Raw genomic sequence first — 26,141 nt, forward strand, 5'->3', positions numbered from 1 at the left:
GGCGATGTTCAAGGTCCGCGTCATTCCCTGCCTCGACGTCAAGGACGGCCGAGTCGTCAAAGGCGTCAATTTCGTCGACCTGCGCGATGCCGGAGATCCGGTCGAGGCGGCGATCGCCTATGACGCTGCCGGCGCGGACGAACTCTGCTTTCTCGACATCACCGCCACCCATGAGAACCGCGGCATCATGCTGGACGTGGTGCGGCGGACGGCGGAAGCCTGCTTCATGCCGGTGACGGTCGGCGGCGGCGTCCGCACCGTCGACGACATCAAGACGCTGCTGCGCAGTGGCGCCGACAAGGTCTCGATCAACTCCGCCGCGGTGGCGCGGCGCGAATTCGTCAAGGAAGCCGCCGAGAAGTTCGGCGATCAGTGCATCGTGGTGGCGATCGACGCCAAGCGGGTGCCGGGCCGCGACCGCTGGGAGATCTTCACCCATGGCGGCCGCAAGGGCACCGGCATCGACGCGATCGAATTCGCCCAGGAAGTGGTGTCGCTCGGCGCCGGCGAGATCCTGCTGACCTCGATGGACCGCGACGGCACGAAGTCGGGCTTCGACATTCCGCTGACCCGGGCGATCGCCGACAGCGTCGGTGTCCCGGTGATCGCCTCGGGCGGCGTCGGCAATCTCGACCACCTGGTCGACGGCATCCGCGAAGGCCACGCCACCGCGGTGCTGGCGGCCTCGATCTTCCATTTCGGTGAGTACACTATTCGTCAGGCCAAGGATCATATGGTCCAGGCCGGGCTGCCGATGCGGCTCGATCCCTAGCGTAACGCGGCGAGGGGCGGTACTCTCGCACCAAGAACCGGCAGAGTTAGCGTATGGCCCGTTTCACCCTTCATGATCTCGCCGCGACGGTCGATGCCCGCGCGGCGTCCGGCGGCGAGAGCTCCTATACCAAGAAGCTGCTCGACAAGGGCCCCGAGCACTGCGCCAAGAAATTCGGCGAAGAGGCGGTCGAGATGGTGATCGCCGCGGTCGAGAACGATCGTGGCCATCTGATCTCCGAGACTGCCGACGTGCTGTTTCACATGCTGGTGCTGCTGAAGTCGCGCGGCGTGAAGCTCGAGGAAGTCGAGGCCGCGCTGGCGCAGCGCACCTCGATGTCGGGCTTGGAGGAAAAGGCGTCGCGCAAGCGCGACTGACGGCATCGGCCGCACCGGGCGGCCGCAATAACAATAAATCCCGCCACTCAAAACCAAGGCGAAGGGCCCGCGAGATGGACGCAAGGTCGGATCTGCACCACTACAACCCGTACCGGGTGTTCTCGCGGGCGGAATGGGCGAGCATGCGTGAAGACACGCCGATGACGCTCGATGCCGCCGAGGTCGCGGCGCTCCGCTCGATGCACGACCGGCTCGATCTCAGCGAGGTCGAAGAAATCTATCTGCCGATGTCGCGGCTGTTGTCGATCCATGTCGCGGCGATGCAGCAGCTGTACTACGCGCAGCGCCGCTTCCTCGGCGTGGTCGAGCGCAAGATGCCGTTCATCATCGGCGTCGCCGGCTCGGTGGCGGTCGGCAAGTCGACCACCGCGCGCGTGCTGCAGGCGCTGCTGGCGCGCTGGTCGCCGCGCCCGACCGTCGATCTCGTCACCACCGACGGCTTCCTGCATCCCAACGCCGTGCTGGAGCGCGCCGGGCTGATGCAGAAGAAGGGCTTTCCGGAAAGCTACGACCTGCCGGCGCTGCTCGGCTTTCTGTCCGACATCAAGTCCGGCCGCCGCAAGGTCAAAGCGCCGATCTACTCGCACCTCACCTACGACATCGTGCCGAATAAGTTCACGGTGATCGACCGCCCCGACATCCTGATCGTCGAAGGTGTCAACGTGCTGCAAACCGGCCGGCTGCCGCGCGACGGCAAGGCGGTGCCGGTGGTGTCCGACTTCTTCGATTTCTCGGTGTATCTCGACGCCGACGAGCCGGTGCTGCGCGACTGGTACGTCCGGCGCTTCCTGGCGCTGCGCGACACCGCGTTCCACGATCCGCGGTCGTACTTCCATCGCTACGCGGTGTTGTCCGACGAAGAGGCGACCGCGACTGCGATCGCGATCTGGGAACGCACCAACTTGGCCAACCTCGAAGACAACATCCTGCCGACCCGCCCGCGCGCGACGCTGATCCTGAAGAAGGGCGCCGATCATGTGGTGGACTCGGTGGCGCTGCGAAGGTTGTAGTCCTCGCCGGTTACTCAGCGTCATCCGCGGGCTTGACCCGCGGATCCATCGCGCGCAAGCGCGCGTGACGATGTGCTTTCTCGAAGACGATGGATTGCCGGGTCAAGCCCGGCAATGACGGACGTGTCGGGTGGATGCACCCTGCTACGCAGCGTGCCGTGAAGCATCGGCGCCAAAATGCTCAATGTAGCGGGCGCTGATCGCCGAGACCGGCAGGATGATCAGCACGTCGGTGGTGCCGAACTGATAGTCGATCACCGCACCCTCGCCGATCGTGGCGCCGAGCCGCAGATAGCCTTTGATCAGCGGCGGCAGCTCGCGCAGCGCGGCCTTCTGGTCGATCGCGTCTTTGGGCAGCCGGTTCATCTCGACATAGCGCGACGGATGCGCGCGGGCGCGCCAAGCTTCCGGCGCCGGCGCGTAGTGATGCAGGAACGACAGCGGCAGTGCCAGGCGATCCGGATCGGTGCCGTCGAAGCTGGCGCAGCCGAGCATCACGTCGACGCCGTGCTGGCGGACGTAGGTCCAGATGCCGTGCCACAGCAGCTCGACGGTGCGCTTGTTACGATACGGCGGCAGCACGCAGGAGCGGCCGAGTTCGAGAAAGCGCAGTTCCGGGTGCCGGGTGATCAGTCCGCCGATATCGAATTCGCTCTCGGTGTAGAAACCGCCATTGCGATTGGCGACGTCCTGACGAAGCAGCCGATAGGTGCCGACCACCGGCTGCTTGCCACTCAGCGACGGCTTGGCGGCGTGATCGACCACCAAGAGGTGATCACAGATCGGATCGAACGCGTCCTTGTCACGCCGGGCCAGCATCGTCGGCGCGTCGGCGATCGCGGTGCCGTCCTTGTAGAACACCCGGTAGCGCAGCTTCTGGGCGCGCTTGACGTCCTGCTTGGTCTGCGCGAGCCGAACTTCGAGCGGCCCGAGGCGGCCGAGCGTCGCCGGCGACGGGCCGATCGGCTTGCCGGTCTCGGCCAGCTTGAGCGCGGGCTTGAACCAAGTAATTGCGGTTTGCGCGGCGGCGCCGGCAGTCTCCGGGCGCAGCAGTTTAATGAATTTCTTCGAACGGGCGAGATGGTCGGTGTGCATGGCGTCCTCGCGACCGCACCCGTCCCGTAACGGAATCGCCGCGGCCTGATCGCACCAACAATCATGACCGTTCAACAGCGATGTGACGCGATGATTGCCGAACGATGACATCGCCACTGACTTTGTTGTTAGCAGCGGCGTTCGGTATTTACTTGCCGCGTCAGGCGGTTTGGTGCGCGGCTGATACGTTCGCCAGGATGTCGGCGAGCTTGTCGGGGTCGACCGGCTTGATCAGGAAGCCATCCATCCCGGCCGCCAAGCAGGCTTCGCGATCTTCCGCCAGCGTGTTGGCCGTTAGCGCCAGGATCGGCACCCGCTGCCTTGCGCGTTCGGCTTCCAGCGTCCTAATCTGACGGGCCGCTTCCAGCCCATCGAGGATCGGCATCTGCACGTCCATCAGCACCAGATCGAATGGTGTACCGGTCTTGTCAGCAGCGCCCCACGCCTCGACGGCACCGCGGCCGTCACCGACAATCTCGGCGCGGTGGCCGAGCCGGTGCAGCAGCGCGCGGATCAGCAGCGCGTTGATGTCGTTGTCTTCGGCGACCAGGATGGCGAGCGACTCACGCGTGACTACTGGAGGCGTGTCTTGAAGCGTCGGCGGTTCGCCGTCTGCAATACTCGGCGCCGCGACCTCGACCGGTGCGCCGAGCCGTGCGGCCAGCGTGGCGGCGCGTAGCGGCTTGACCAGATAGCCGGTGAATGCGGCCGGAAGGTTCGGTAGCAGCTCGTGCCGTGCTGCCGGCGTCAGCATCACCAGGCGATGGGTCGCGTGCGACTGAGCTTCGTGCGCCAGGGTCTCGATCGCGTCCGGCCCGAACGCATGATCGATCAGCACCGCGTGCCAGTCGCGCTCCGGCAATCGGGTCATTGCGGCCGCGATATCATCGCATAGGCAGGTCTCGGCGCCCCAGCGGCCCAGCCGCCGCGCGGCCAGCGACGCTTCGACCCCATGCGGCGAGACGATCATCACCGAGCTGTCCTGCAGATCCGGCGGCGCGAAGGTCGCGGCGGGATCGTCTTCGGCGGCGGTCAGCGGCAGCGTGATGGTGAAGGTCGAGCCCTGCCCCGGCTGACTGTCGAGCGTGATGCGGCCGCCCATCGCCGCAACGATGCGGTCGCTGATGCTGAGGCCGAGACCGGTACCGCCGAAATTGCGGGCGATGCCGGCGTCCGCCTGCTCGAACTCGCGGAAAATCCGCGCCTGGGCCTCCGGCGCGATCCCGATCCCGGTGTCGCGCACGATCACGCGCCATTCGCCGGCATCGCCCGGCTCGGCGATCAGCGCCACCCCGCCGGATTCGGTGAACTTAATGGCGTTGCCGCACAGATTGAGTAGCACCTGCCGCAGCCGGGCCGCATCGCCGATCAGCCGCGCCGGCAGCCGTTCGTCGACATCGGCGGCGATCTCGAGCCCACGCGCCTGTGCCCGCGGCGCGAGGAGTTCGGCAACATCTTCGATCAGGCTGCCTAACACAAACGGATCGGAATCGAGTTCGATTTTGCCAGCCTCGACCCGCGCGTAGTCGAGGAGTTCGTCGGTCAGGGCCAGCAGCGCCTCGCCGGAGGTCTTCACGGCCTTGGCGTAAGTTGTCTGTTCGGGGCTGAGCGGCGTATCCAGCAACAGCCGGCTCATGCCGATGATGCCGTTCAGCGGCGTGCGAATTTCGTGCGACGCCATCGCCAGCAGCCGCGACTTTGCGCGGCTCTCCGCCTCGGCGCTGTCGCGAGGCTCAATCACCGCATTCCGGCCGCCGTGCTCTGGCGACCTTGCTTTGGTTGTGTCACGTAAATCGGTGAGCAGTCGCAGGCGGCTGCGCATCCGCCGCAGCCGCATCGTCTGGATCGCCAGCGCCAGGCAGGCCAGCGCGAACAGGAAGCTGGTGCCGATCGCAAACGTATGCGGATCGTAGCCGGAGATCTCCGGACGGCTGCTGAAGAGTAATCCATAGGCGCCGCCGAAACCGGCGGAAAACGCTGTGACGGCGCGGCCCGCCATCGCGATGCGCGGATGCCGGCGCGTCCATAAGCGCAGCCTCGACCTGATCCGCAGCTTCCCCGTCATCGCCGCTCCAACATTTGCCGTGGTCCGGCAACGCGGAAACATGCGCTTGGGGTGCTGCCATCAGGTTGAAAGTTGCACAGAATCGAGTTGGCGCTCCTAACAAGGTTGATGGAGCGTTAACCGCGCTTAGGCCGCGCGACGCTGATCGTCGGCCAGCGCGCGATACGACAGCGCTTCGGCCAGATGGACGCGGCCGATGCGGTCGCAACCATCGAGATCGGCCAGCGTGCGGGCGACCCGCAGCACGCGGTGATAACCGCGCGCCGACAGCCGCATGGTTTCGGCGGCGTCGTGCAGCAACTTCAGCCCGGCCGAATCCGGCTGTGCGGTCGTCTCCAGAACCGCGGCGGGGGCTTCCGCATTGGTGCGGATCTGCGGCAGCCCGATCGATGCGTAGCGTGTCCGCTGCACGTCGCGCGCCGCAGCGACACGCGCTGCGACTTCGGCCGAGCCTTCGGCCGGCGGCGGCAGGATCAGGTCGGCGGCGCTTACCGCCGGCACTTCGATCCGCAGATCGATGCGGTCCATCAAAGGACCGGAGATGCGCGATTGATAGTCCGAGGTGCAACGATCGATCCGGCCACGCTTGCACGCAAAGCCCGGTTCGAAGGCGTGGCCGCAGCGGCATGGATTCATCGCCGCCACCAGCATCACCCGCGCCGGATAGGTGACGCGGTGGTTGGCGCGCGAGACGGCGACTTCGCCGGTTTCGAGCGGCGCCCGCAGCGAATCCAGTACCCGCGGATCGAACTCCGGCAGCTCGTCGAGAAACAGGACGCCCTGGTGCGCCAGTGAGATTTCGCCCGGTCGCGCCTTGATGCCGCCGCCGGTCAGCGCCGCCATGCTGGCGGAGTGATGCGGCGCACGAAACGGCCGCCGGGCCGTCAGCGCGCCATCGCGGATCTCGCCGGCGACCGAGGCGATCATCGAGACTTCCAACAGCTCGGCCGGTGACAGCGGAGGCAGGATCGACGGCAGCCGCGCTGCCAGCATCGACTTGCCGGCGCCTGGTGCCCCGATCATCAGCAAATGATGCCCACCGGCCGCGGCGATTTCGAGCGCGCGCTTGGCGCTCTCCTGGCCCTTGATGTCGCGCAGGTCGAGCATTGAGGCTTCGGCTTCCCGGACCCGCGGCTGCGGTTGCCCGAGCAGTTGCGAGCCCTTGAAGTGATTAGCGATCTGGATCAGTGAGCTCGCCGCGATGATCTGGATGTCGGGGCTCGCCCAGGCCGCCTCCGAGCCGCAAGCCGCCGGGCAGATCAGGCCGTGCTCGCGCGCATTGGCGGCGATCGCCGCCGGCAAGACGCCCGCCACCGGTGCGATCGAGCCGTCGAGCCCGAGTTCGCCGAGGACGGTGAAGCCTTCGAGCGCGTCGGCCGGGATGGCGCCGATCGCCGCCATCAAGCCGAGCGCGATCGGCAGGTCGTAATGGCTGCCTTCCTTGGGCAGATCGGCGGGAGCGAGATTGACGGTGATCCGCCGCGCCGGCAGCGCCAGGCCCGAGGCGATCAGCGCCGACCGCACCCGCTCGCGCGCTTCCGACACCGCCTTGTCGGCCAGCCCGACCATGGCGAAGGCCGGGAGTCCAGGCGACACCTGCACTTGGACATCGACGCTGCGCGCCTCGATGCCTTCGAACGCCACGGTGGATACGTGCTGGACCATAACGCCCTCTCCGCAGAGCAACGAGGCTAACCGCGGCGCAGTCGCTGCGCAAGAACATTGAGGGAACAAACCGGCGGGGCCTTCCCCCGCCGGTGCCGTGTCAGGCGCTGTTCTTGGTGCGGCTTTCGAGCGCGATCTCGGTCAGGTCGACCTCGAGCCGGGCCATCATCAGCAGTTGGACCGCCGACGAGATGCCGAGCTCTTCGGCCTGCTCGATGGCGCGGTTGATGGTCGAGGCCAGCGCGTCGATGCAGACCGCGTGCTGCTTCAGCGGTGGGTTCAGCGTGATCGGCCGGGCGCCGCGCGGTTTGGAAGGGGCGTTCATGAAATCACCTGGAATTCCGGAAGCGAATGACGACGGATGGCTTCGAGCCCGCGCCATTCCAGCGTCGGGCCGGGCACCGCGCGGCGATTGCAGATTCCGACCCAGGCGTCGTCATCGACGTCGACGATCACCGCGGTGGTCGAAAAGCCGTTGATGTCCTGAGGCAGGCCGAGCGGCTTGGCCTTCCAGCCCTGGTCCACCAGCCGCGGCAGCCACCAGGTCTCCAGCACGATGGTGAAGGCCGACAGGCCGATCGACAGGCCGTATTCCATCGCGGCCGCCTGGATCACGGCTTCGGCGCGCGGGCCGCCATGCTCGCCACGCTTGCGCGGCACCACGAAAATCCGCGACAGCTCATAGGCATCCGGCCGCCGGACCGGGCCGGCCAATGCGAGCTGCGGGAAGACATCGCTGAGCAGCGTCGGTGACGTGGTCGGCACCATCCGCATGCCGGCGACGATGTCGTCATTGTCGACGCCGAGCAGATACACGGCGTCTTCGGTGTCGAACTGATCGATCTCACGGCCGTCCGGCCGATCGAGCTCTTTCCAGCCGCGCTCGACGACGTAGATCTGGTGACGGATGCGGAAGTACTTGTCGAGCAGACCGGCATAGAGCGCGCGGTTCTCCCGACGGATGACATGAACCTGCATGATGCAATTCCCCTCCTGCAGTGGGTCTGCAGGCGGGAACAGTGCAGGTGCGAACGGGAACCGAACTACTGTCCGATCGGACAGGTCACAAACGGATCAGGCCGAGTGTTAATGCCTTGGCGACGGCCGCGGTGCGGTTGGCGGCATCGAGCTTGCGGGCCGCCTCGATCAGATGAAATTTCACCGTGCGCTCGGTGATGCAGAGGATCACCGAGATTTCCCAGGCGGTCTTGCCCTGGGCCGCCCACTGCAGGATCTCGCACTCGCGCGGCGTGAGCCGGTTGCGGCGGATCGGCTTGGGCCGGCTGAGTGCGCGCAGCCGACTATGTGCGTAGATGCTGACCAGCTGCATCGCGCCGCGGGCCGCCGGACTGAGGTCGGGCTCCCGACCGGCCATGCTGATCGCCGCGCTGCCGTCGTCGTAGTGCAGCGGGATGCAATAACCCTCGACCAGTCCGAAGTCCGCCGCGCGGGTCATGACCCGGTGGGCGGCCGGATCGCGGTCGCGATCGTAAGGCGCCTCGGACCATACGAAAGGATGAACCGTGGTGGCGCCATGGCGCGGCACCGGATCGACCGCGCTGAAGTTCTCGCTGACATAGAGATCGAACCAGTCGCGCGGCCAGCCGTTCGCCAGCGTCAGTTCGGGTAGCCCGGCGTTTCGCGACGGCAGGCCGGCCATGATGTAGGCGGTAAAACCGCAGCTCGCGATCAGCGATTCAAACCGGCTGATCAGCGCGGGCGCTTCGAGCCGCTCGACGGAATCGACGAATTCCAGCGCCCGCCGTCCCCAATGCTGGTCTTCGCCGACGATCATACCGTCGCTACCTCTGATCCCATTACCAGGAACAGCGGGGCCATGTGCCAGCCGCCGTCCAACCTAACATCATTAGCTTACCGCTGCCGCTTTCACCATGCGTCCACGTCCCGGCAGCCCCCCGAGGATGTCCGCATAGTGGACGATCCTCGTAGTTGTGCGGCCACCTTTGCCGACTGGCAAGGGCGACGTTGCCTCAGCCGCTCTCGATGGCAGCAGATCAGGCGCGCTTGGCCTCGATCACGTCCCAGATCTTCGCCGCGATGTCCGGCCCGCCGAGCCGTGCCACCGCACGGATACCGGTCGGCGAGGTCACGTTGATCTCGGTCAGATAGCCGTCGATTACGTCGATACCGACGAACAACAGCCCACGCTCCCGCAGCTTCGGCCCGAGTGTCGCGCAGATCTCGCGCTCGCGCGGCGACAATTCGGTCGCGGCCGCGGCGCCGCCGCGGACCATGTTGGAGCGCAGATCGTCTTCGGCCGGCACGCGGTTGACCGCGCCGGCGAATTCGCCGTCGACCAGGATGATGCGCTTGTCGCCGTGCTTCACCTCGGGAAGGAAGCGCTGGATCACCCACGGCTCGCGGAACGTGACCGCGAACATGTCGTAGAGCGAGCCGAAATTGATGTCCTGCGGCAGCACCCGAAACACCGCCGCGCCGCCATGGCCGTGCAGCGGCTTCATCACCACCGCGCCGTGCTCGGCCCGGAACGCGTTGATCTCGTCCTTGTCGCGGCTGATCAGCGTCGGCGGCATCAGCTCGGCAAAATCCATCACGAACAATTTCTCCGGCGCGTTGCGCACGCTGGCCGGATTGTTGACCACCAGCGTCGCCGGATGAATCCGCTCGAGCAGATGCGTCGAGGTGATGTAAGCGAGATCGAACGGCGGATCCTGCCGCAGCAGCACCACGTCGTAACTACGCATATCGACGCGGGTCGGTTCACCCAGGGTGAAGTGATCGCCTTCCTGATCGCGCACTTTCAGGCTCTGCACCGAGGCGACGACGTCGTTGCCGCGTAGCGACAGCTTGTCGGGCGTGAAGTACGAGATCGCGTGGCCGCGAGCCTGCGCTTCGAGCAGCAGCGCGAACGTCGAATCGCCGCGAATGTTGATCCGCGCGATGGGGTCCATCTGGACGGCGACCTTCAATGTCATATCGTGTGTTCCGAGGTTGGCAGAGCGGCGGTGACGATGCGGGGTGGCGGCGGCTTGGTCAAGCAGCCGGGCTCATGGCGTGGCGTCGAATGCGCCCGGCAGATGCCGAGGCGCTGTGTTGGGAGCAATCAGGATGGCGTCGAAGCGCAGCTCGCTCATCGCGTGTTCGGGATGCCGGCTCAACCATGCTTCGGCGGCCGCAACGATGCGGCTCTGCTGCCGCAGCGTCACCGCGTAGGCGGCATCGTCGACATTGCCGCGTGCCTTCACTTCAACGAACGCCACCAGCGCGTCGCGCTGCGCCACCAGATCGATCTCGCCGCAGCGGGTTTTGAAGCGTCGCGCCAGGATGCGGTAGCCTTGTCGTTCGAGATAATCCGCCGCGCTGGCTTCAGCCGACAGGCCGGTGCGAAACGCGGCGATGCGCGCCAGCACGGATGGTTGCGAACGATCAGTCTTCGCCATCGTCGGCCTCGCGCTGCCGCGACAGCTCCAATGCGCGCGCGTAGATCTCGCGCTTGTGCCGGCCGGAGAGTTCGACCGCCTGCGCGACCGCGTCCTTGACGCTGTGGTGGGTCAGGGCTTCGCTCAGCCAGCGGTCGAGGTCGTCCTCGCTCATCACCCGCGAGGCGGGATCGGGTGGTCCGATCACCACGACGAATTCGCCGCGCGTCTCCATCGTGTCGGCCTGGGCAGCGAGTTCGCCGAGGGTGGCGCGCCGCACCTCCTGATGCAGCTTGGTGAGTTCGCGGCAGATCGCCGCCTCACGCGTCGCACCGAGCAGGTCGGCAAAATCATGCACCGAGTTCTGAATCCGGCTGCCGGCCTCGAACAGCACCAGCGTCGCGTCGATCGACGCTAGCTCACCGAGCCGCGTGCGGCGGGCTCCCTGTTTGGAAGGCAGAAAGCCGTCGAAGAAAAAGCGATCGGTCGGCAGGCCGGCGAGCGACAATGCAACGAGCACGGCTGACGCGCCGGGTAGTCCGATCACTTGATGTCCGGCAGCGTACACCTCGCGCACCAGCTTGTAGCCGGGATCGGAAATCAGCGGCGTACCGGCATCGGAGACCAGCGCGACCGACTGGCCCTGCGCCAGCATCTCCAAAAGCTTCGGCCGCGCCTGCGCGGCATTGTGCTCGTGGTACGGCTTCAGCCGCGCCGAGATGCCATATCGTTCGAGCAAGCGGTGGGTAATTCGTGTATCTTCGCACGCGATCAGATCGGCGCCGGCAAGCGTCTCCAGCGCACGTAGCGTGATGTCGCCGAGGTGGCCGATCGGGGTGGCGACCAGATGCAGTCCCGGTGCGATGCGCGGGGCGACCAGACGTTGGCCGGCGACCAGAAACGTTCGTGCTTCCGGTTCCGCCGCTGCGGACGGCGGTGCTGAAATTTCTGGTTTGACGCGCATCGCCACTAACTTGATCGGCCTGGACGGCAGGATGGCAGAGGAAAGGTTGAAAACGACGGCACGGTGATTTGTCCGGCGCTCGTAATGAGCATAAACCTTTTGGCCCGGTTAATCATTGGCCGACATTGTGATGAAATCTTCCGTCAAAGGCCGAAAGGCCGATCGTACGGAGGACGACACGGGATCCGGCAGCCCCGCCGGACCGCTGCAAGAGATGGCATGGCAAGCTTGCACGATCCACACACGAAACCGTTGCGAACCACCCGCCGCACCGCGCTGGGCCTGCTCCTCGGAGCGCCGCTGCTGAGCGCCTGCTCGGGCGTCCAGCAAAGCCTGAGCGATCAGTTCGGCCAGCAACAGCCTGCCGCTGGGCCGGCGCAGCAGCCGGCTGCGGTCGGCAACGGCCGGGTCAAGGTCGGGCTGGTGCTGCCGCTGTCGGCGCCGGGCAACGCCGGGCTCGCCGCACAGTCGATGAAGAACGCCGCCGAAATGGCGCTCGCCGAATTCCGCAATCCGGACGTTCAGCTCCTGATCAAGGACGACGCCGGCAATCCGACGGGTGCGCAGACCGCGACCCAGCAGGCGCTGGACGAAGGAGCCGAAATCATTCTCGGGCCGCTGTTCGCCCAATCGGTGCCGGCGGCGGCGCAGGCGGCCCGCGCCCGCGGCGTATCGGTGATCGCGTTCTCGACCGACTCCAGCGTCGCCGGTCGCGGCGTGTTTCTGCTCAGCTTCCTGCCGGAGTCCGACGTCAACCGCATCATCGGCTATGCCGGCAGCATCGGTAAGCGGTCTTACGCGGCGCTGCTGCCCGAGAACGCCTACGGCGCGGTGGTCGAAGCTGCGTTCAAGCAGATCACCAGCCAGAAAGGCGGCCGCATCGTTGCATTCGAAAAATACGGCGCCGACCGTGCCGGTCCGACGCGAACCATCGCGGCCTCTCTTGCCAGTGCCGATGCGCTGTTGCTCGCCGATGATGGCGACGCGCTGGCCGCGGTGGCCGACGCGCTCGGGGCTGCCGGCGCGGATCTGAAGCGGGTGCAGCTGCTCGGCACCGGGTTGTGGGACAATCCGCGGGTGTTCGCCACCCAGGCCCTGCAAGGTGGCCTGTTTGCGGCTCCCGATCCGTCCGGCTTCCGCGCGTTTTCGGGCCGCTATCGCGCCCGCTACGGCCAGGACCCGGTCCGCACCGCGACGCTCGCTTATGACGGTGTCGCGCTGGTGGCGGCGCTCGCCCGCACCCAGGGCCCGCAGCGGTTCTCGGCCGAAACGCTGACCAATCCGTCCGGCTTTGCCGGCATCGACGGGCTGTTCAGGTTTAGGGCCGATGGCACGAACGAGCGCGGCCTTGCGGTGATGAAGGTTGCCAGCGGCGGTGCTCAGGCCGTTGCCGGTTCGCCGAAGAGCTTCGGCGCCTGACAACCAACGTCAGCGCCTCAGGGCTTCTGCTCTACCCAGCCCAGCAGAGCGTCGAGCGCGGGGCAAAGCGACTGCCCCCAATCGGTGAGGTGGTATTCCACTCTCGGCGGCACTTCCGGATACACCGTTCGGGCCACGATGCCGTCGGCCTCCAGTTGCCGGAGTTGCTGGGCCAGCATCTTCTGCGAGACGTCGGGGATCGAGCGCTCCAGCTCGGAGAACCGCAGGACGCGGCCGCCGAACAGATGAAACAGGATCAGGATTTTCCAGCGCCCCTCGAGCAGCCGGAAGCCGGCCGCGATTCCCTGCGCGGCGGTCAGCGGCGTGTGGGCTGGGTTACTTCGAGGTAAGTCACCGACCTTTTCGTGCGTTCTTGCCATGGCCGCAGCCTATTGCCAGCTCTGTCACGTCGCAATCCTGCGGCGCTTTCGAGAGTTGAGCGAGGTCCCCATGACGGTTTCCCTTCCCGCACCAATAGAAGCCTATTTCGTCGCCTCCAATGCACGGGCGGTGCAGGATGTTGCAGCGGCCTTCGCCGCCGATGCCGAGGTCCGCGACGAGGGCAAGATCCATCGTGGGCGCGAAGCGATCGCGGCCTGGAAGCGCGCGGCACTCGACAAGTATCAGATGCAGATGGAGCCACTGACGATCGAACGGGCCGCACAGACCGCGATCGTTACGGCCCACGTCGCAGGGGACTTTCCGGGCAGTCCCGCGCGGCTGACCTATCGGTTCGGTCTCGGCGAGGACGGCATCACATCGCTCGAGATCGGCGCATAGTCCGCTAGGCCGCCAGATCGGCCACCACGGCGTCGAGCACCGGAAAGCCCTCTTGCGTCACGCGCAAGCGGCCGTCGGCATCGACCGCGATCGCGCCCTCTTCGCGCAGCAGCGCGATCCGGGACGGATCGAGCGGGCGGCCGGACAGTAGTTGATAGCGCTGCGGATCGATGCCTTCGGCGAGCCGCAGCCCCATCAGCAGGAATTCGTCGGCGCGCTCTTCGCTGGTGAGGCGTTCGTCGGCGATCAGCCCGTGACCGGTGGCTTCCACCCGCATCAGCCAGCTCTCGGGGCGTTTCTCGGTCGCGGTGGCGTAGCGCACCGCGCCGATATCGAGCCGGCCGTGGGCGCCGGGGCCGATCCCGGCATATTCCTGGCCGCGCCAGTAGATCAGATTATGCCGGCACTCTGCGCCCGGGCGGGCGTGGTTGGAAATCTCGTAGGCGGGCAGACCGAGTTCGGCGCAAACTGATTGAGTGACGTCGTACAGCGCCCGTGCTTCGGCCTCGTCCGGCGTCGGTAGTTTGCCGGCCTTGTGCAGCGAATAGAACGGCGTGTCGGGCTCGATGGTGAGTTGATACAGCGACAGATGCTCGGCGGCCTCGCCGATCGCGTAGCGCAGTTCGGCCTCCCACATCGCCGCGGTCTGTCCGGGCCGTGCATAGATCAGGTCGAACGAATAGCGGTCGAACGCCGACTTGGCGATCGCCACCGCATTCAAGGCTTCTTCGGCCGAATGCAGCCGGCCGAGCGCCTTCAGCGAGGCATCGTCGAGCGCCTGCACGCCGAGCGATACGCGGTTGACGCCGGCGGCGCGATAGCCGCGAAACCGCGTCGCCTCGACGCTGGTCGGATTGGCTTCGAGCGTCACTTCGGCGTCGGGCGCGACCTGCCAGTGCCGCGCGATCGCGTCCAGGATCGCCGCCACCGTCGATGGCTGCATCAGGGACGGCGTGCCGCCGCCGAGAAAGATCGAGCTCACCTGACGCGGCCCGATCCGCTCTGCGGTGGTGGCGATCTCACGCGCAAACGCGCGGGCGAACCGCTCCTCGTCGATCGCGGCGTGGCGGACATGGCTGTTGAAGTCGCAATACGGGCACTTCGACAGGCAGAACGGCCAGTGCACGTAGACGCCGAAAGCTGGGTCGGAGCTAGCCCGCAAGGCAGATCTCCGCCAGTTTGACGAACGCCTTGGCGCGATGCGACAGGCCGAGGCCGAGCGGCGGCAGGCCGTGCTTTTCGATGCTGGTCATCTCGCCGAAAGTGCGGCTGTGACCCTCGGGCAGGAACACCGGATCATAGCCGAAGCCGGCGGTGCCGCGCGGCGGCCACACCAAAGTGCCGTCGGCGCGGGCTTCGACCTCTTCGACATGCCCGTCCGGCCAAGCGACGCACAGCGCCGAGACGAAATGCGCGGTGCGCCGCTCCGGCGCGGTGGCGCCGCGTTCCTGCAGCAGCCGCTCGATCCGCGCCATGGCAGCGCCGAAGTCCTTCGTCTCGCCGGCCCAGCGTGCGGAATATATTCCCGGGGCGCCGTCGAGCGCATCGACTGCCAGTCCGGAATCGTCAGCAAACGCCGGCAGTTGCGCGGCCTTGGCGGCGGCTTCGGCCTTGATCCGGGCATTGGCCTGGAAGCTGTCGCCGGTCTCGTCCGGCTCGGCGAGGTCGAGCTCGCCGGCTGAGATCGCCTCGATGCCGTAAGGCGCCAAGAGCTCGCGCATCTCGGCCAGCTTGCCGGGATTGTGGGTAGCGATCACGAGCTTGCCGGTGATTCGACGATGCATGGCGATGTCAGCCTAGCTCAGCTCGCGTTGCAAAGAAGTGGCAGGAATGACTCACCCAACCGCCATTTTCTGCAGGTCCACCAGCCGGGCGACGCCCTTTTGCGCCAGCGCCATCAGCTGCAGGAACTCGTCCTGCGAGAACGGGGTGCGTTCCGCGGTGCCCTGCACTTCGACCAGCCGGCCGTCGCCGGTCATCACGAAGTTGGCGTCGGTCTCGGCCTCGGAATCCTCGGCGTAGTCGAGGTCCAGCACCGGCGTGCCGTTGTAGATGCCACAGGAGATCGCCGCGACGTTGTCGCGGAGCACCTGGCCCTTGATCATGTTGCGGGCCTTCATCCAGTTCAGGCAGTCCGCAAGCGCCACCCAGGCGCCGGTAATCGAAGCGGTACGGGTGCCGCCGTCGGCCTGCAGCACGTCGCAGTCGACCGTGATCTGGCGCTCGCCGAGCGCCTCGAGATCGACAATGGTGCGTAGCGAGCGGCCGATCAGGCGCTGAATCTCCACGGTGCGGCCATTCTGCTTGCCGGCCGAGGCTTCGCGGCGGGTGCGCTCCAGGGTGGCGCGCGGCAACATACCGTATTCCGCCGTCACCCAGCCGCGGCCCTGGCCTTTCAGCCACGGCGGCAGCCGCTCTTCCAGGGTGGCGGTCACCAGCACATGGGTGTCGCCGAACTTCACCAGGCAGGAGCCCTCGGCATATTTGACGACGCCGCGTTCCAGCGACACGGCGCGCAATTCGTCGGGCGCACGGCGGCTCGGCCGCATGGGGGACCTCCATCTATGGCAGGGGGAAGAACAATGTTGCGGTGCTTTTAGGGGGCCGCAGCCGCAGCGGCAAGGGTTGCGGGCCAAAGCCATGCGCTCCCCGCTTGTAACCGGGCCGAAGCGACGACAAATTAAGGGGATTACGGAGGACAATTTGGCTCAGCACGACCCGATCGGCCTGATCGCGCCCAATGCCGGCCTTGCCCAGCTCAACGAGCGCTCGCGGGAGATTTTTCGTCAGATCGTCGAAAGCTATCTCGCGACCGGTGAGCCGGTGGGCTCCCGCAACATTTCCCGTCTGATTTCCGTCCCGCTGTCGCCGGCCTCGGTGCGCAACGTGATGGCCGATCTCGAACAGCTCGGCCTGATCTACGCCCCGCACACTTCGGCCGGCCGGCTGCCGACCGAACTCGGCCTGCGGTTCTTCGTCGACGCTCTGATGCAGGTCGGCGACCTGACCGAGCCGGAGCGGCAGTCGATCCAGGCGCAGCTTTCGTCAGTGGGGCGGGCCCACACGGTCGAAGCCGCGCTCGGCGAGGCGTTGACGCGGTTGTCGGGCCTGACGCGCGCCGCCGCGGTGGTGCTGACCGCCAAGGCCAACGTCCGGCTCAAGCACATCGAATTCGTCCGGCTGGAGCCGGAGCGTGCCCTGGTGATCCTGGTGGCCGAAGACGGTCAGGTCGAGAACCGGGTGCTGACGCTGCCGCCGGGTGTGCCTTCGTCTGCGCTGATCGAGGCGGCCAATTATCTCAACGCGCGGATTCGCGGCCGGACGCTGGCCGAAGCCCGGCTCGAGCTCGAATCGCTGATGGTTCAGAACAAGGCCGAGCTCGATCAGCTCACCCAGAAGGTCATCGCGGCGGGCATCGCCAGCTGGTCCGGCGGTGACGGCGAAGACCGGCAGCTGATCGTGCGCGGCCACGCCAATCTGCTCGAAGACCTGCACGCGCTCGATGATCTGGAGCGGGTGCGGCTGCTGTTCGATGACCTCGAGACCAAGCGTGGGGTGATCGATCTGCTCGGCCGCGCCGAAAGCGCCGACGGCGTACGGATATTCATCGGCTCGGAAAACAAGCTGTTCTCGCTGTCGGGCTCGTCCACCATCATCGCGCCCTATAGCGACGGCGCCGGCCACATCGTCGGGGTGCTCGGCGTGATCGGCCCGACACGGCTGAACTATGCGCGGGTGATCCCGATGGTCGATTACACCGCGCGGATCGTCAGCCGGATGCTCGGCGGCTGATTTTCCGAAACTTGATTTTCGCGCCGCAAACCACGATATCCCGGCCAGCTCTCCCGTAACGATCCAGAGATTTTTCAAGAAGGTAGCGTGATGACCGAGACTGATGGACAGAAGGACAACAACCAGGACACGGCGCAGGCCGCCGCCGATCCGGTCGTTTCCAAGCCGTACATCATGCCGGACGACCCGGAAGAAGGATCGAACGAGGCACTGGTGCGTGAGGCTGCGGACGCGCGCGACAAGATGCTGCGGACGCTCGCCGAAATGGAGAATCTGCGGAAGCGGACCCAGAAGGAAGTCGCCGACGCGCGCACCTATGGGGTGACCTCGTTCGCGCGCGACGTGCTCGATATCGCCGACAATCTGCAGCGCGCGCTCGACGCGGTGCCGGCCGACGCCCGCGCCAATGCCGAGCCGGGTCTGAAGGCGCTGATCGAGGGCGTCGAGCTGACCGAGCGCTCGCTGCTCAATGCGCTGGAAAAGAACGGCGTCAAGAAGTTCGACCCGAAGGGCCAGAAGTTCGATCCGAACTTCCAGCAGGCAATGTACGAAGTGCCGGATCCGTCGGTGCCGGCCGGCACCGTGGTGCAGGTGGTTCAGGCCGGCTTCACGATCGGTGACCGTGTGTTGCGTCCGGCGCTGGTCGGTGTCGCCAAGGGCGGCGCCAAGGCGGCGCCGAGCGACGGCGGCAGCGAGACCGGCAGCGTCAACTGAGGCGAGCTGCGGCTTCGGCGCGAGCCGGAGCCGCGCCGCCTATCAGCCTCAACGTTGTTCTGAGAGTTAAAAACGACGCGCCGCCTGCGCGTCGTTTTTCATTTGATCAGCGCGGCTGCAGACCGTCGCGCACTTTGCGGAAGCGCGGAAACGCGGTTTCCCATTGCTCTTTCGGCGACGAGCCGATCACCCGCATCGCCACATTGGCGCTGCCGAAGCGCAGCCACTGCACCACGGTCACCGGCGTATTGTCCTTGCCGCTGACGCCGGTGACCCGGGTCTCGAATCCGGGCGCGCCGTCGATCCGGATCGGCTCCGACATCGTGATCTTGCTCTCGCGCAGGCCGGGGATCGCTTCGGCCGCCTGCTGGGCGAACCGGGCGCGGTCGTCGGTCTTCTCCGGCACCGAGCCGATCAGGCCGAGAACCATGAACGGACCGGTCTCGACCGCCTCTTCGTTGCCGTCGGTCAGCAGCAATGCAGCGCCGGGGGCCAACGTCCGCACCGTCTTGAAGTCGCCGAGCTCGCGGATCTTGAACGGCATCTGCGCGACCTGCTCGTCGATCGGCACCTGCTGCCGCACCGACACCGACGACAGCATCTTTTTGACGGCCTCGTCCGAGTAGGTCTTCGCCTCGGTGGCCGGCACCTGGACGGCGACGTAGCCGGAAAACAGCTTGCTGCCGGGCACGATCAGCGAATAGCGGCGGACCTTGTCGGGCCCCACCACGGCGTCTTCGGCGGTGAAATAGCCGTTGCCGGCGGCGGTCTCGATCTTCTCCGGCTTGACGTTGCCGAGCGAGCCTTCGGGCGCGGCTTTGAAGGCCGCGTCGATCTGATCGAACGCCGGCCCCGGCAGCTCGGAGACCAGCACCTTGACGCTCTGGTCCGCGGACTCAAAGCCCAGGAAGGCGGTGGACTGGTTCAGCCCCGGCATCGGCACGATGCCGACCCGGATGCCGCGTGGGTAAACCGCATCGGCGGCGACCGCGTTGGTCGCGGCGGCCGACAGCAGGGCAATCGCAAACAAGCGCGCTATCTGTCTCATGGCGAGTTGTCCTGGGGCTGCATTGAGGCCGTTGTTTGGTCGGGTTCGACCGGGTTTGGTGCTGCAAATCGGACGGCCGGCGACCGCGATGATGCGCTGCGCGCGCCGGCCCGGCAAGCCGCGCCGCAGCGCGCTATGCAGGCGGTTCGTAACGATTCGTAAAGCCCATGTTTTCGTGATCGAAACGCCGCCACGGTCCTTGCGGACCCGACCCCCCCTCCTATATCAGGCTCACCGCCGCCAAATCGCGAGCAAGTGAATTTTCTTAGGGGGTTTGGACCGGTGCGCCGTCAGGGCCCGTCCAACTCGCCGCAAAAAGAAGGATGTGAACACCATGGGAAAGGTCATTGGTATCGACCTCGGCACCACGAATTCGTGCGTTGCCGTAATGGATGGTAAGTCTGCCAAAGTCATCGAGAACGCCGAGGGTATGCGCACGACCCCGTCGATCGTCGCGATCACCGACGACGGCGAGCGTCTGGTCGGCCAGCCGGCGAAGCGTCAGGCGGTCACCAATCCCGAGCGCACCTTCTTCGCAGTCAAGCGCCTGATCGGCCGCCGCTACGACGACCCGATGGTCGAGAAGGACAAGGGTCTCGTCCCCTACAAGATCGTCAAGGCTTCCAACGGCGACGCCTGGGTCGAAGCCGACGGCAAGACCTATTCGCCCTCGCAGGTCTCGGCCTTCATTCTGCAGAAGATGAAGGAGACCGCGGAAGCGCATCTCGGCCAGAAAGTCGATCAGGCCGTCATCACCGTTCCGGCGTACTTCAACGACGCCCAGCGCCAGGCCACCAAGGACGCCGGCAAGATCGCCGGTCTCGAAGTGCTGCGCATCATCAACGAGCCGACCGCGGCCGCGCTGGCCTATGGTCTCGACAAGGCCAAGACCGGCACCATCGCGGTGTACGACCTCGGCGGCGGCACCTTCGACGTCTCGATCCTGGAGATCGGCGACGGCGTGTTCGAGGTGAAGTCGACCAACGGCGACACCTTCCTCGGCGGTGAAGACTTCGACATGCGTCTGGTCAACTACCTCGCCGACGAATTCCAGAAGGAGCAGGGCATCGACCTGCGCAAGGACAAGCTTGCGCTGCAGCGCCTGAAGGAAGCCGCCGAAAAGGCCAAGATCGAGCTGTCGTCGACGACGCAGACCGAGATCAACCTGCCGTTCATCACTGCGGACCAGTCCGGTCCGAAGCATCTGACCATGAAGCTGACCCGCGCCAAGTTCGAAGCGCTGGTCGACGATCTGGTGCAGAAGACCATCGAGCCGTGCCGCAAGGCGCTGAAGGATGCCGGCCTCACCGCCGGTGAGATCAGCGAAGTGGTGCTGGTCGGCGGCATGACCCGCATGCCGAAGGTCCAGGAAGTGGTGAAGCAGCTGTTCGGCAAGGAGCCGCACAAGGGCGTCAACCCGGACGAAGTCGTGGCGATCGGCGCTGCGATCCAGGCCGGCGTGCTGCAGGGCGACGTCAAGGACGTGCTGCTGCTCGACGTGACCCCGCTGTCGCTGGGCATCGAGACGCTGGGTGGCGTGTTCACCCGCATCATCGATCGCAACACCACGATCCCGACCAAGAAGAGCCAGGTGTTCTCGACCGCCGAAGACAATCAGAACGCGGTCACCATCCGGGTCTTCCAGGGCGAGCGTGAAATGGCGGCCGACAACAAGATGCTCGGCCAGTTCGACCTGATGGGCATTCCGCCGGCACCGCGCGGCATGCCGCAGATCGAAGTGACGTTCGACATCGACGCCAACGGCATCGTCAACGTCTCGGCCAAGGACAAGGCGACCGGCAAGGAGCAGCAGATCCGCATCCAGGCTTCTGGCGGTCTGTCCGACTCCGAGATCGACAAGATGGTCAAGGACGCCGAAGCCAACGCGGCCGAAGACAAGAAGCGCCGCGAAGCGGTCGACGCCAAGAACCACGCCGACGCGCTGGTGCACTCCACCGAGAAGGCGCTGGCCGAGCATGGTTCGAAGATCGACGAAGGCGAGCGCCGCAGCATCGAAGACGCGCTGAGCGATCTGCGCGAAGCGCTGAAGGGCGACGACGCCGAGGCGATCAAGACCAAGAGCAATACGCTGGCGCAGGCTTCGATGAAGCTCGGCGAAGCGATGTACAAGCAGGCCGAAGCCGGCGGCGCTGCGCAGCAGGCCGGTAAGGACGACGTGGTCGACGCCGAGTTCACCGAAGTCGACGACGACAAGAAGAAGTCGGCGTAAGTCACCTCCGACGGAGACTACGCGACGTGGACCATGCCCCCATCTGAGGAACGCCATCCGCGGTCATCAGGTGGGGGTTGTCTTGTAAGGCGTATCGATCCCGTTTCGGGATTGGGCGCCGGCCGTGGCGGACGCTCCCTCGGAACGGTTCTTTCACCGGCATGAAAGCTGCACGCACCCGGAGCCAAACGGGTCGAATTCCAGCAGGTTTGACGGATGTCCACTACCAAGCGTTGCTACTACGAAACCCTCGAAGTCGAGCGCAACGCCGACGACTCGACGCTGAAGAGCGCCTTCCGCAAGCTCGCGATGAAATGGCACCCGGACCGCAATCCGGGCGACCCGCAGTGCGAGATCAAGTTCAAAGAGATCAACGAAGCCTACGAAGTCCTCAAGGATGGCGATAAGCGCGCCGCCTACGACCGCTACGGCCACGCCGCGTTCGAGCAGGGCGGCTTCGGCGGCGGCGCCGGGTTCGGCGCGGGCTTTGCCTCGTCGTTCTCCGACATCTTCGAAGATCTGTTCGGCATGGCGGCGCAGCGCGGGCGCGGCACCGGCCGCGAGCGTGGCGCCGACCTGCGCTACAACATGGAAATTACCCTGGAGGACGCCTTCAAGGGCAAGACCGCGCAGATCGAAATTCCGGTCTCGGTCACCTGCGAAGCGTGCTCCGGCACCGGCGCCAAGGCCGGCACCAAGCCGAAGACCTGTTCGACCTGCGGCGGCGCCGGCCGCGTCCGTCAGGCCCAGGGCTTCTTCACGCTGGAGCGGACCTGCCCGAGTTGCCAGGGCCGCGGCCAGACCATCGAAGACCCCTGCCCGTCCTGCACCGGCTCCGGCCGCGTCACCAAGGAGCGGACGTTGTCGGTCAACATTCCGCAGGGCGTCGAAGACGGCACCCGGATCCGGCTGGCCGGTGAAGGCGAAGCCGGTCTGCGCGGCGGACCGCCTGGTGACCTCTATATCTTCCTGTCGCTGGCCAACCACGCCATCTTCCAGCGCGACGGCGCCGACCTGCATTGCCGCGTGCCGATCTCGATGGTGACCGCAGCACTTGGCGGCGAATTCGAAGTGCCGACGATCGATCGTGGTAAGACCAAGGTCAAAGTCCCGTCGGGCACGCAGACCGGTCGCCGATTCCGCATCGCCGGCAAGGGCATGCCAGTGCTGCGCTCGCGGCAGGTCGGCGACATGTATGTCCAGGTGGTCGTCGAAACGCCACAGAACCTCACCAAGAAGCAGCAGGAACTGCTGGCGGAGTTCGAAAAATTGTCCTCCGGTGAAACCCAGCCCGAGGCCGTGGGTTTCTTCTCGAAGGTCAAAGAATTCTTTGGCTCCCGCGCGAGCGCTCCCTGACGGTCGTCTAACTTGACCGGCCTGGGTGTGGCCTATACTTGTTGATGTAACAAAAATTTGACACTGGGCCGCGTTTTCCCGGTTGGTAGCTGAATGGCTTTGCAGTCGTCCGTTCGCGCGTTCAAGAAGCCACCCCGTCCGCTTGTCGACGAGGTTCGCTTTCTGCGCTCCTGGATTGAGAAGCCGTTGCACATGGGCGCGGTGATGCCGTCGGGCAAGCTGCTCGCCCGGACCATGGCGCGATACGTCGACATCCAATCCGATGGGCCGGTCGTCGAACTTGGGCCTGGGACCGGCGCGATTACCAGCGCGCTGGTGGAGCATGGTGTCGACCAGAAACGTCTGGTTCTGCTCGAATTTGATCCCGGCTTCTGCGCGCTGCTGCGCGAGCGCTTTCCGCTCGCCAAAGTCGTGCAGGGCGATGCTTACCGGCTGCGCGACTCTCTGTGGGACGCGCTCGAGGTCCCGGCAACTGCGGTCGTGTCCGGTCTGCCGCTGGTGACCAAGCCGATGCTGACGCGGATGAAACTGATCCGCGATGCGTTCACGCTGCTCGAACCCGGCGCGCCGTTCGTGCAATTCACCTATTCGGTGGCCCCTCCGATCCCGAAGTCGCTGCCCGGCGTGTCGACCGAGGGCTCCGAGCGGATCTGGATGAACGTTCCGCCCGCCCGTGTCTGGGTTTACCGCAAGCGCTGACGCGCCGCCGGTTCAAAGCTCCGACTTCTCTGATTTGCTGACAGCACTTGGTTCGCGATCACCCCGCCCGCCCTTGATCGCGGCGGCGCGCTGGGGGATACCGGGCCATGTCCGCGGTCAAGATCCTGATCATTCCCGGTTCGCTGCGCACCGGCTCGCACAATGTGCGGCTGGCGGCCGCTGCCGCGCATGAATTCGCCCGGGCCGATATCGACACCACCTGGCTGTCGCTCGCCGACTATCAGCTGCCGATCTACGACGCCGACTTCGAGGCGAAATCCGGCGTGCCGAAGAACGCCGTTGGCCTGAAGCGGATGATCGGCGCGCACCATGGCGTGCTGATCGTCAGTCCCGAATACAATTCGGCGCCGCCGCCGCTGCTCAAAAACGCGATCGACTGGGTGTCGCGGGTCGAGGATCCGCATGAGACCCAGGGGCAGGTGTTTCGCGACCGCGCCTTTGCGCTCGCCGCAGCCTCCGAAGGCAAGCTCGGTGGTGCGCGCTGCCTCGCCGCGTTGCGGCTGATCCTGTCCGGCTGCAGGGCCCCCGTCATTCCCAATCAGCTCACGCTGTCGTTCGCCCACGAGGCTTATGACGACAACGACCGGCTCAAGCACCCGGCCGACATCGCCGCCCTGCAAGCGATGGTGCGGCAACTGATCGATTTCGCCCAGCAGATGATGAGGTAACGAGTTCATGGCGCCAGCCGACACCCCTGACCGCGACCGGCTGATCGTCGCGCTCGATCTGCCCGATATTCGTGTCGCGGAAGCGATGGTCGACCGGCTCGGCGACAGCGTCGGCTTCTACAAGATCGGCTATCAGCTCGCTTATGCGGGCGGACTGCCGCTGGCCCGCGCGCTGGTCGGCGCCGGCAAGAAGGTGTTCGTCGACCTCAAGTTGCACGACATCGGCAACACCGTTGCGCGCGGCGTCGAAAGTCTGAGCCATCTCGGCGCCAGCTTCCTCACAGTCCATGCCTATCCGCAGACCATGAAGGCCGCGGTCGAGGCTCGCGGCTCCTCCAAGGTGAAGATCCTCGCCGTCACCGTGCTGACGTCGTACGACGACCGCGATCTGGCGGACGCCGGCTATCGGTTCGGCGTGCGCGATCTGGTCGAAGCCCGCGCCCGCCAGGCGCAGGCGATCGGCGTCGACGGTCTGGTCTGTTCACCGGAAGAAGCCGCGCATCTGCGCGGCATCGTCGGACCCGAGATGGATCTGGTGACGCCGGGCATTCGCCCCGCAGGCGCAGCGGCCGGCGATCAGAAGCGGATCATGACGCCTGCTAAGGCGATCGCTGCCGGCGCCAGCTATCTGGTGGTCGGCCGGCCGGTGCTGGACGCGCCCGATCCCAAGGCCGCTGCCGATGCGATCGTCGCCGAGATCGCCGCCGCACGCGGATCATAACAAACAACAACGGAGAGTTTTGAGATGCCCAAGGGCTACTGGGTGGCGCGGATGGACGTGCACGACCTCGACGGCTACAAGCGCGACTACGTCGCCCATAACGGCGCGGTGTTCGCCAAATACGGCGCCAAATTTCTGGTGCGCGGCGGCACGTTCGAGGCCAATGAAGGGCCGGCGCGATCGCGCAACGTGGTGATCGAATTCAAGGACTACGAGACGGCGCTCGCCTGCTACCACTCGCCGGAGTATCAGGCGCTGATCAAGGCGCGCTCGCCGTTCTCGCAGGGCGAACTGGTCATCATCGAGGGTTATGACGGGCCGCAGCCGTCCTAACGTCGAGACGAAACGCCGCCGCCCCAGCGCTCGGTCAGTTGCCGGACGCGGGGCCGGCGGCTATACCGCGGCATTGAAAAAGGATGCTCAGCCGATGTCCGATATGCGCCTGATCGTTGCCGGAGCCGGTGGCCGCATGGGCCGGGCGCTGACCCGCGCCATTAGCGAGACCGAGGGCGTGGTGCTGACGGGCGCTCTGGAGTCGCCGAATTCCGAGCTGCTCGGCAAGGATGCCGGCACCCTCGCCGGCCTGTCCGCCAACGGTGTGCTGCTGTCGGCCGACCTGTGGTCGCTGTCGGCGAATGCCGACGGCATTGTCGATTTCACCGTGCCGCAGGCCACCATCGCCAATGTGGCGATCGCGGCGCAGCGCGGCATCGCCCACATCATCGGCACCACCGGACTGTCGGCCTCTGATAATGCGGTGATCCAGAGCGTCACCAATCGCGCCGTGGTGGTGAAGTCCGGCAATATGAGCCTCGGCGTCAATCTGCTGGCGGCGATCGCCAAGCGCGTCGCGCAGTCGCTCGACGACAGCTTCGACATCGAGATCGTCGAGATGCATCACCGCGCCAAGGTCGATGCGCCGTCCGGCACGGCGCTGCTGCTCGGTGAAGCGGTGGCGGCCGGCCGCAAGATCGATCTCGCGACCCATTCGGCTCGCGGCCGCGACGGCCTCACCGGCGCCCGCAAGCCCGGCGATATCGGCTTTGCGTCACTGCGCGGCGGCACCGTCACCGGCGATCATACGGTGATCTTCGCCGGCGCCTCGGAGCGGATCGAACTCACCCACAAGGCCGAAGATCGCATGATCTTCGCCCACGGCGCGCTGACGGCAGCACGCTGGGCCAAGGACAAGAAGCCAGGCTTGTACTCGATGGCCGACGTGCTCGGCCTCGGCGACATCTGAAGTCCGCGTCGATTAGTTGAGCGTTTACTGAGGCGGGCCGTTCGGCCCGCCCCTCGCAGCGCTGCTGCGCTCGATCAATC

At 66.1% G+C, this 26,141-nt stretch carries 28 protein-coding genes; 14 read left to right on the top strand and 14 right to left on the bottom strand.

The window, feature by feature from the left end:
• The first annotated feature begins 4 nt into the window (after nt 1-4).
• The 3 genes from hisF to coaA all read left to right on the top strand — a co-directional run bounded on the left by hisF (nt 5) and on the right by coaA (nt 2,180).
• The gene (gene hisF, locus RPPS3_RS01650; protein ID WP_011155881.1) at nt 5-772 is read left to right on the top strand and encodes an imidazole glycerol phosphate synthase subunit HisF; all 768 of its coding nucleotides are present in this window, start codon (nt 5-7) and stop codon (nt 770-772) included.
• Between the two features lie 53 nt (nt 773-825).
• Nucleotides 826-1,149: a phosphoribosyl-ATP diphosphatase gene (locus RPPS3_RS01655; RefSeq protein WP_011155882.1), complete on the top strand. Its 324-nt coding sequence runs from the start codon at nt 826-828 to the stop codon at nt 1,147-1,149.
• 74 nt (nt 1,150-1,223) lie between these two features.
• Nucleotides 1,224-2,180 carry a type I pantothenate kinase gene (gene coaA / locus RPPS3_RS01660; RefSeq protein WP_011155883.1) on the top strand — a complete coding sequence of 319 codons (957 nt, stop codon included), beginning with the start codon at nt 1,224-1,226 and terminating at the stop codon, nt 2,178-2,180.
• A gap of 144 nt (nt 2,181-2,324) precedes the next feature.
• Here the strand turns inward: coaA and RPPS3_RS01665 are convergent, their stop codons facing one another.
• From RPPS3_RS01665 to rsmI, 9 genes are all read right to left on the bottom strand, one after another.
• Entirely contained in the window at nt 2,325-3,275 is a 951-nt protein-coding gene (locus RPPS3_RS01665; protein ID WP_107346383.1) for a GNAT family N-acetyltransferase, read from the bottom strand.
• A gap of 160 nt (nt 3,276-3,435) precedes the next feature.
• The gene (locus RPPS3_RS01670; RefSeq protein ID WP_107342554.1) at nt 3,436-5,340 is read right to left on the bottom strand and encodes an ATP-binding protein; all 1,905 of its coding nucleotides are present in this window, start codon (nt 5,338-5,340) and stop codon (nt 3,436-3,438) included.
• Between the two features lie 126 nt (nt 5,341-5,466).
• The gene (locus tag RPPS3_RS01675; RefSeq protein WP_107342555.1) at nt 5,467-7,005 is read right to left on the bottom strand and encodes a YifB family Mg chelatase-like AAA ATPase; all 1,539 of its coding nucleotides are present in this window, start codon (nt 7,003-7,005) and stop codon (nt 5,467-5,469) included.
• Between the two features lie 100 nt (nt 7,006-7,105).
• Complete coding sequence (locus tag RPPS3_RS01680) at nt 7,106-7,330, bottom strand: hypothetical protein (RefSeq protein ID WP_107342556.1); 225 nt, start codon at nt 7,328-7,330, stop codon at nt 7,106-7,108.
• Nucleotides 7,327-7,983: a 4-coumaroyl-homoserine lactone synthase gene (rpaI, locus tag RPPS3_RS01685; protein WP_107342557.1), complete on the bottom strand. Its 657-nt coding sequence runs from the start codon at nt 7,981-7,983 to the stop codon at nt 7,327-7,329. Before rpaI ends, RPPS3_RS01680 begins: the two co-directional genes overlap by 4 nt.
• A gap of 85 nt (nt 7,984-8,068) precedes the next feature.
• A complete protein-coding gene (rpaR, locus tag RPPS3_RS01690) occupies nt 8,069-8,800 on the bottom strand; it encodes an HTH-type quorum sensing-dependent transcriptional regulator RpaR (RefSeq protein ID WP_107342558.1) in 732 nt (243 codons plus the stop codon).
• Nucleotides 8,801-9,020: 220 nt separating this feature from the next.
• Complete coding sequence (gene gshB, locus RPPS3_RS01695) at nt 9,021-9,962, bottom strand: glutathione synthase (protein WP_107342559.1); 942 nt, start codon at nt 9,960-9,962, stop codon at nt 9,021-9,023.
• Between the two features lie 72 nt (nt 9,963-10,034).
• Nucleotides 10,035-10,427 carry a YraN family protein gene (locus RPPS3_RS01700; RefSeq protein ID WP_107342560.1) on the bottom strand — a complete coding sequence of 131 codons (393 nt, stop codon included), beginning with the start codon at nt 10,425-10,427 and terminating at the stop codon, nt 10,035-10,037.
• Nucleotides 10,414-11,370: a 16S rRNA (cytidine(1402)-2'-O)-methyltransferase gene (rsmI, locus tag RPPS3_RS01705; RefSeq protein ID WP_107342561.1), complete on the bottom strand. Its 957-nt coding sequence runs from the start codon at nt 11,368-11,370 to the stop codon at nt 10,414-10,416. The genes RPPS3_RS01700 and rsmI overlap by 14 nt, the downstream gene beginning before the upstream one ends.
• A gap of 219 nt (nt 11,371-11,589) precedes the next feature.
• On the opposite strand from rsmI, the gene RPPS3_RS01710 reads away from it, so the two are divergent.
• Complete coding sequence (locus RPPS3_RS01710; protein ID WP_107342562.1) at nt 11,590-12,789, top strand: penicillin-binding protein activator; 1,200 nt, start codon at nt 11,590-11,592, stop codon at nt 12,787-12,789.
• Nucleotides 12,790-12,806: 17 nt separating this feature from the next.
• On the opposite strand, the gene RPPS3_RS01715 is transcribed toward RPPS3_RS01710, so the two are convergent.
• Nucleotides 12,807-13,169, bottom strand: a complete 363-nt coding sequence (locus RPPS3_RS01715) for a winged helix-turn-helix transcriptional regulator (protein ID WP_107342563.1) — start codon at nt 13,167-13,169, stop codon at nt 12,807-12,809.
• Between the two features lie 70 nt (nt 13,170-13,239).
• Between RPPS3_RS01715 and RPPS3_RS01720 the strand changes: the two genes are divergently transcribed.
• The gene (locus tag RPPS3_RS01720) at nt 13,240-13,569 is read left to right on the top strand and encodes a nuclear transport factor 2 family protein (RefSeq protein WP_107342564.1); all 330 of its coding nucleotides are present in this window, start codon (nt 13,240-13,242) and stop codon (nt 13,567-13,569) included.
• Between the two features lie 4 nt (nt 13,570-13,573).
• Here RPPS3_RS01720 and hemW read toward each other — a convergent pair whose 3' ends face one another.
• From hemW to rph, 3 genes are read right to left on the bottom strand one after another with little or no spacing between them, the layout of a single operon-like run.
• The gene (hemW, locus tag RPPS3_RS01725; RefSeq protein WP_107342565.1) at nt 13,574-14,731 is read right to left on the bottom strand and encodes a radical SAM family heme chaperone HemW; all 1,158 of its coding nucleotides are present in this window, start codon (nt 14,729-14,731) and stop codon (nt 13,574-13,576) included.
• A complete protein-coding gene (gene rdgB, locus RPPS3_RS01730; RefSeq protein ID WP_107342566.1) occupies nt 14,721-15,353 on the bottom strand; it encodes an RdgB/HAM1 family non-canonical purine NTP pyrophosphatase in 633 nt (210 codons plus the stop codon). The genes hemW and rdgB overlap by 11 nt, the downstream gene beginning before the upstream one ends.
• Nucleotides 15,354-15,404: 51 nt before the next feature.
• The gene (gene rph / locus RPPS3_RS01735) at nt 15,405-16,118 is read right to left on the bottom strand and encodes a ribonuclease PH (protein ID WP_011155897.1); all 714 of its coding nucleotides are present in this window, start codon (nt 16,116-16,118) and stop codon (nt 15,405-15,407) included.
• Between the two features lie 154 nt (nt 16,119-16,272).
• Between rph and hrcA the strand changes: the two genes are divergently transcribed.
• Complete coding sequence (gene hrcA / locus RPPS3_RS01740) at nt 16,273-17,361, top strand: heat-inducible transcriptional repressor HrcA (protein WP_107342567.1); 1,089 nt, start codon at nt 16,273-16,275, stop codon at nt 17,359-17,361.
• Between the two features lie 90 nt (nt 17,362-17,451).
• Complete coding sequence (gene grpE / locus RPPS3_RS01745) at nt 17,452-18,075, top strand: nucleotide exchange factor GrpE (protein ID WP_107342568.1); 624 nt, start codon at nt 17,452-17,454, stop codon at nt 18,073-18,075.
• A gap of 106 nt (nt 18,076-18,181) precedes the next feature.
• Here grpE and RPPS3_RS01750 read toward each other — a convergent pair whose 3' ends face one another.
• On the bottom strand, nt 18,182-19,123 hold the full coding sequence (locus tag RPPS3_RS01750) for a hypothetical protein (RefSeq protein WP_107342569.1): 942 nt from the start codon (nt 19,121-19,123) through the stop codon (nt 18,182-18,184).
• Nucleotides 19,124-19,457: 334 nt separating this feature from the next.
• On the opposite strand from RPPS3_RS01750, the gene dnaK reads away from it, so the two are divergent.
• The 7 genes from dnaK (at nt 19,458) to dapB (ending at nt 26,061) form a co-directional block, all read left to right on the top strand.
• Nucleotides 19,458-21,353 carry a molecular chaperone DnaK gene (gene dnaK, locus RPPS3_RS01755; protein WP_107342570.1) on the top strand — a complete coding sequence of 632 codons (1,896 nt, stop codon included), beginning with the start codon at nt 19,458-19,460 and terminating at the stop codon, nt 21,351-21,353.
• 216 nt (nt 21,354-21,569) lie between these two features.
• A complete protein-coding gene (gene dnaJ / locus RPPS3_RS01760) occupies nt 21,570-22,709 on the top strand; it encodes a molecular chaperone DnaJ (RefSeq protein WP_011155902.1) in 1,140 nt (379 codons plus the stop codon).
• Nucleotides 22,710-22,802: 93 nt separating this feature from the next.
• Nucleotides 22,803-23,408, top strand: coding sequence for a class I SAM-dependent methyltransferase (locus RPPS3_RS01765; RefSeq protein ID WP_107342571.1), 606 nt, complete (start codon nt 22,803-22,805; stop codon nt 23,406-23,408).
• A 107-nt stretch (nt 23,409-23,515) separates the two neighbouring features.
• Nucleotides 23,516-24,097 (top strand): NADPH-dependent FMN reductase, encoded by a 582-nt coding sequence (locus RPPS3_RS01770; protein WP_107342572.1) that lies wholly within the window; start codon nt 23,516-23,518, stop codon nt 24,095-24,097.
• A gap of 7 nt (nt 24,098-24,104) precedes the next feature.
• Nucleotides 24,105-24,818, top strand: a complete 714-nt coding sequence (gene pyrF, locus RPPS3_RS01775; protein WP_107342573.1) for an orotidine-5'-phosphate decarboxylase — start codon at nt 24,105-24,107, stop codon at nt 24,816-24,818.
• Nucleotides 24,819-24,842: 24 nt separating this feature from the next.
• Entirely contained in the window at nt 24,843-25,151 is a 309-nt protein-coding gene (locus RPPS3_RS01780; RefSeq protein ID WP_107342574.1) for a DUF1330 domain-containing protein, read from the top strand.
• A gap of 94 nt (nt 25,152-25,245) precedes the next feature.
• Nucleotides 25,246-26,061 carry a 4-hydroxy-tetrahydrodipicolinate reductase gene (gene dapB, locus RPPS3_RS01785; protein ID WP_107342575.1) on the top strand — a complete coding sequence of 272 codons (816 nt, stop codon included), beginning with the start codon at nt 25,246-25,248 and terminating at the stop codon, nt 26,059-26,061.
• Nucleotides 26,062-26,141 lie beyond the last annotated feature (80 nt).

Source organism: Rhodopseudomonas palustris (assembly GCF_003031265.1).
In the GTDB taxonomy this organism is placed as follows: Bacteria; Pseudomonadota; Alphaproteobacteria; order Rhizobiales; family Xanthobacteraceae; genus Rhodopseudomonas; species Rhodopseudomonas palustris_H.

Bases quoted from the DNA above. Each gene is read 5' to 3' on its own strand.
- hisF (WP_011155881.1), top strand. From the start codon at position 5: ATGTTCAAGGTCCGCGTCATTCCCTGCCTCGACGTCAAGGACGGCCGA.
- RPPS3_RS01655 (WP_011155882.1), top strand. From the start codon at position 826: ATGGCCCGTTTCACCCTTCATGATCTCGCCGCGACGGTCGATGCCCGC.
- coaA (WP_011155883.1), top strand. From the start codon at position 1,224: ATGGACGCAAGGTCGGATCTGCACCACTACAACCCGTACCGGGTGTTC.
- RPPS3_RS01665 (WP_107346383.1), bottom strand. From the start codon at position 3,275: ATGCACACCGACCATCTCGCCCGTTCGAAGAAATTCATTAAACTGCTG.
- RPPS3_RS01670 (WP_107342554.1), bottom strand. From the start codon at position 5,340: ATGACGGGGAAGCTGCGGATCAGGTCGAGGCTGCGCTTATGGACGCGC.
- RPPS3_RS01675 (WP_107342555.1), bottom strand. From the start codon at position 7,005: ATGGTCCAGCACGTATCCACCGTGGCGTTCGAAGGCATCGAGGCGCGC.
- RPPS3_RS01680 (WP_107342556.1), bottom strand. From the start codon at position 7,330: ATGAACGCCCCTTCCAAACCGCGCGGCGCCCGGCCGATCACGCTGAAC.
- rpaI (WP_107342557.1), bottom strand. From the start codon at position 7,983: ATGCAGGTTCATGTCATCCGTCGGGAGAACCGCGCGCTCTATGCCGGT.
- rpaR (WP_107342558.1), bottom strand. From the start codon at position 8,800: ATGATCGTCGGCGAAGACCAGCATTGGGGACGGCGGGCGCTGGAATTC.
- gshB (WP_107342559.1), bottom strand. From the start codon at position 9,962: ATGACATTGAAGGTCGCCGTCCAGATGGACCCCATCGCGCGGATCAAC.
- RPPS3_RS01700 (WP_107342560.1), bottom strand. From the start codon at position 10,427: ATGGCGAAGACTGATCGTTCGCAACCATCCGTGCTGGCGCGCATCGCC.
- rsmI (WP_107342561.1), bottom strand. From the start codon at position 11,370: ATGCGCGTCAAACCAGAAATTTCAGCACCGCCGTCCGCAGCGGCGGAA.
- RPPS3_RS01710 (WP_107342562.1), top strand. From the start codon at position 11,590: ATGGCAAGCTTGCACGATCCACACACGAAACCGTTGCGAACCACCCGC.
- RPPS3_RS01715 (WP_107342563.1), bottom strand. From the start codon at position 13,169: ATGGCAAGAACGCACGAAAAGGTCGGTGACTTACCTCGAAGTAACCCA.
- RPPS3_RS01720 (WP_107342564.1), top strand. From the start codon at position 13,240: ATGACGGTTTCCCTTCCCGCACCAATAGAAGCCTATTTCGTCGCCTCC.
- rdgB (WP_107342566.1), bottom strand. From the start codon at position 15,353: ATGCATCGTCGAATCACCGGCAAGCTCGTGATCGCTACCCACAATCCC.
- rph (WP_011155897.1), bottom strand. From the start codon at position 16,118: ATGCGGCCGAGCCGCCGTGCGCCCGACGAATTGCGCGCCGTGTCGCTG.
- grpE (WP_107342568.1), top strand. From the start codon at position 17,452: ATGACCGAGACTGATGGACAGAAGGACAACAACCAGGACACGGCGCAG.
- RPPS3_RS01750 (WP_107342569.1), bottom strand. From the start codon at position 19,123: ATGAGACAGATAGCGCGCTTGTTTGCGATTGCCCTGCTGTCGGCCGCC.
- dnaK (WP_107342570.1), top strand. From the start codon at position 19,458: ATGGGAAAGGTCATTGGTATCGACCTCGGCACCACGAATTCGTGCGTT.
- dnaJ (WP_011155902.1), top strand. From the start codon at position 21,570: ATGTCCACTACCAAGCGTTGCTACTACGAAACCCTCGAAGTCGAGCGC.
- RPPS3_RS01765 (WP_107342571.1), top strand. From the start codon at position 22,803: ATGGCTTTGCAGTCGTCCGTTCGCGCGTTCAAGAAGCCACCCCGTCCG.
- RPPS3_RS01770 (WP_107342572.1), top strand. From the start codon at position 23,516: ATGTCCGCGGTCAAGATCCTGATCATTCCCGGTTCGCTGCGCACCGGC.
- pyrF (WP_107342573.1), top strand. From the start codon at position 24,105: ATGGCGCCAGCCGACACCCCTGACCGCGACCGGCTGATCGTCGCGCTC.
- RPPS3_RS01780 (WP_107342574.1), top strand. From the start codon at position 24,843: ATGCCCAAGGGCTACTGGGTGGCGCGGATGGACGTGCACGACCTCGAC.
- dapB (WP_107342575.1), top strand. From the start codon at position 25,246: ATGTCCGATATGCGCCTGATCGTTGCCGGAGCCGGTGGCCGCATGGGC.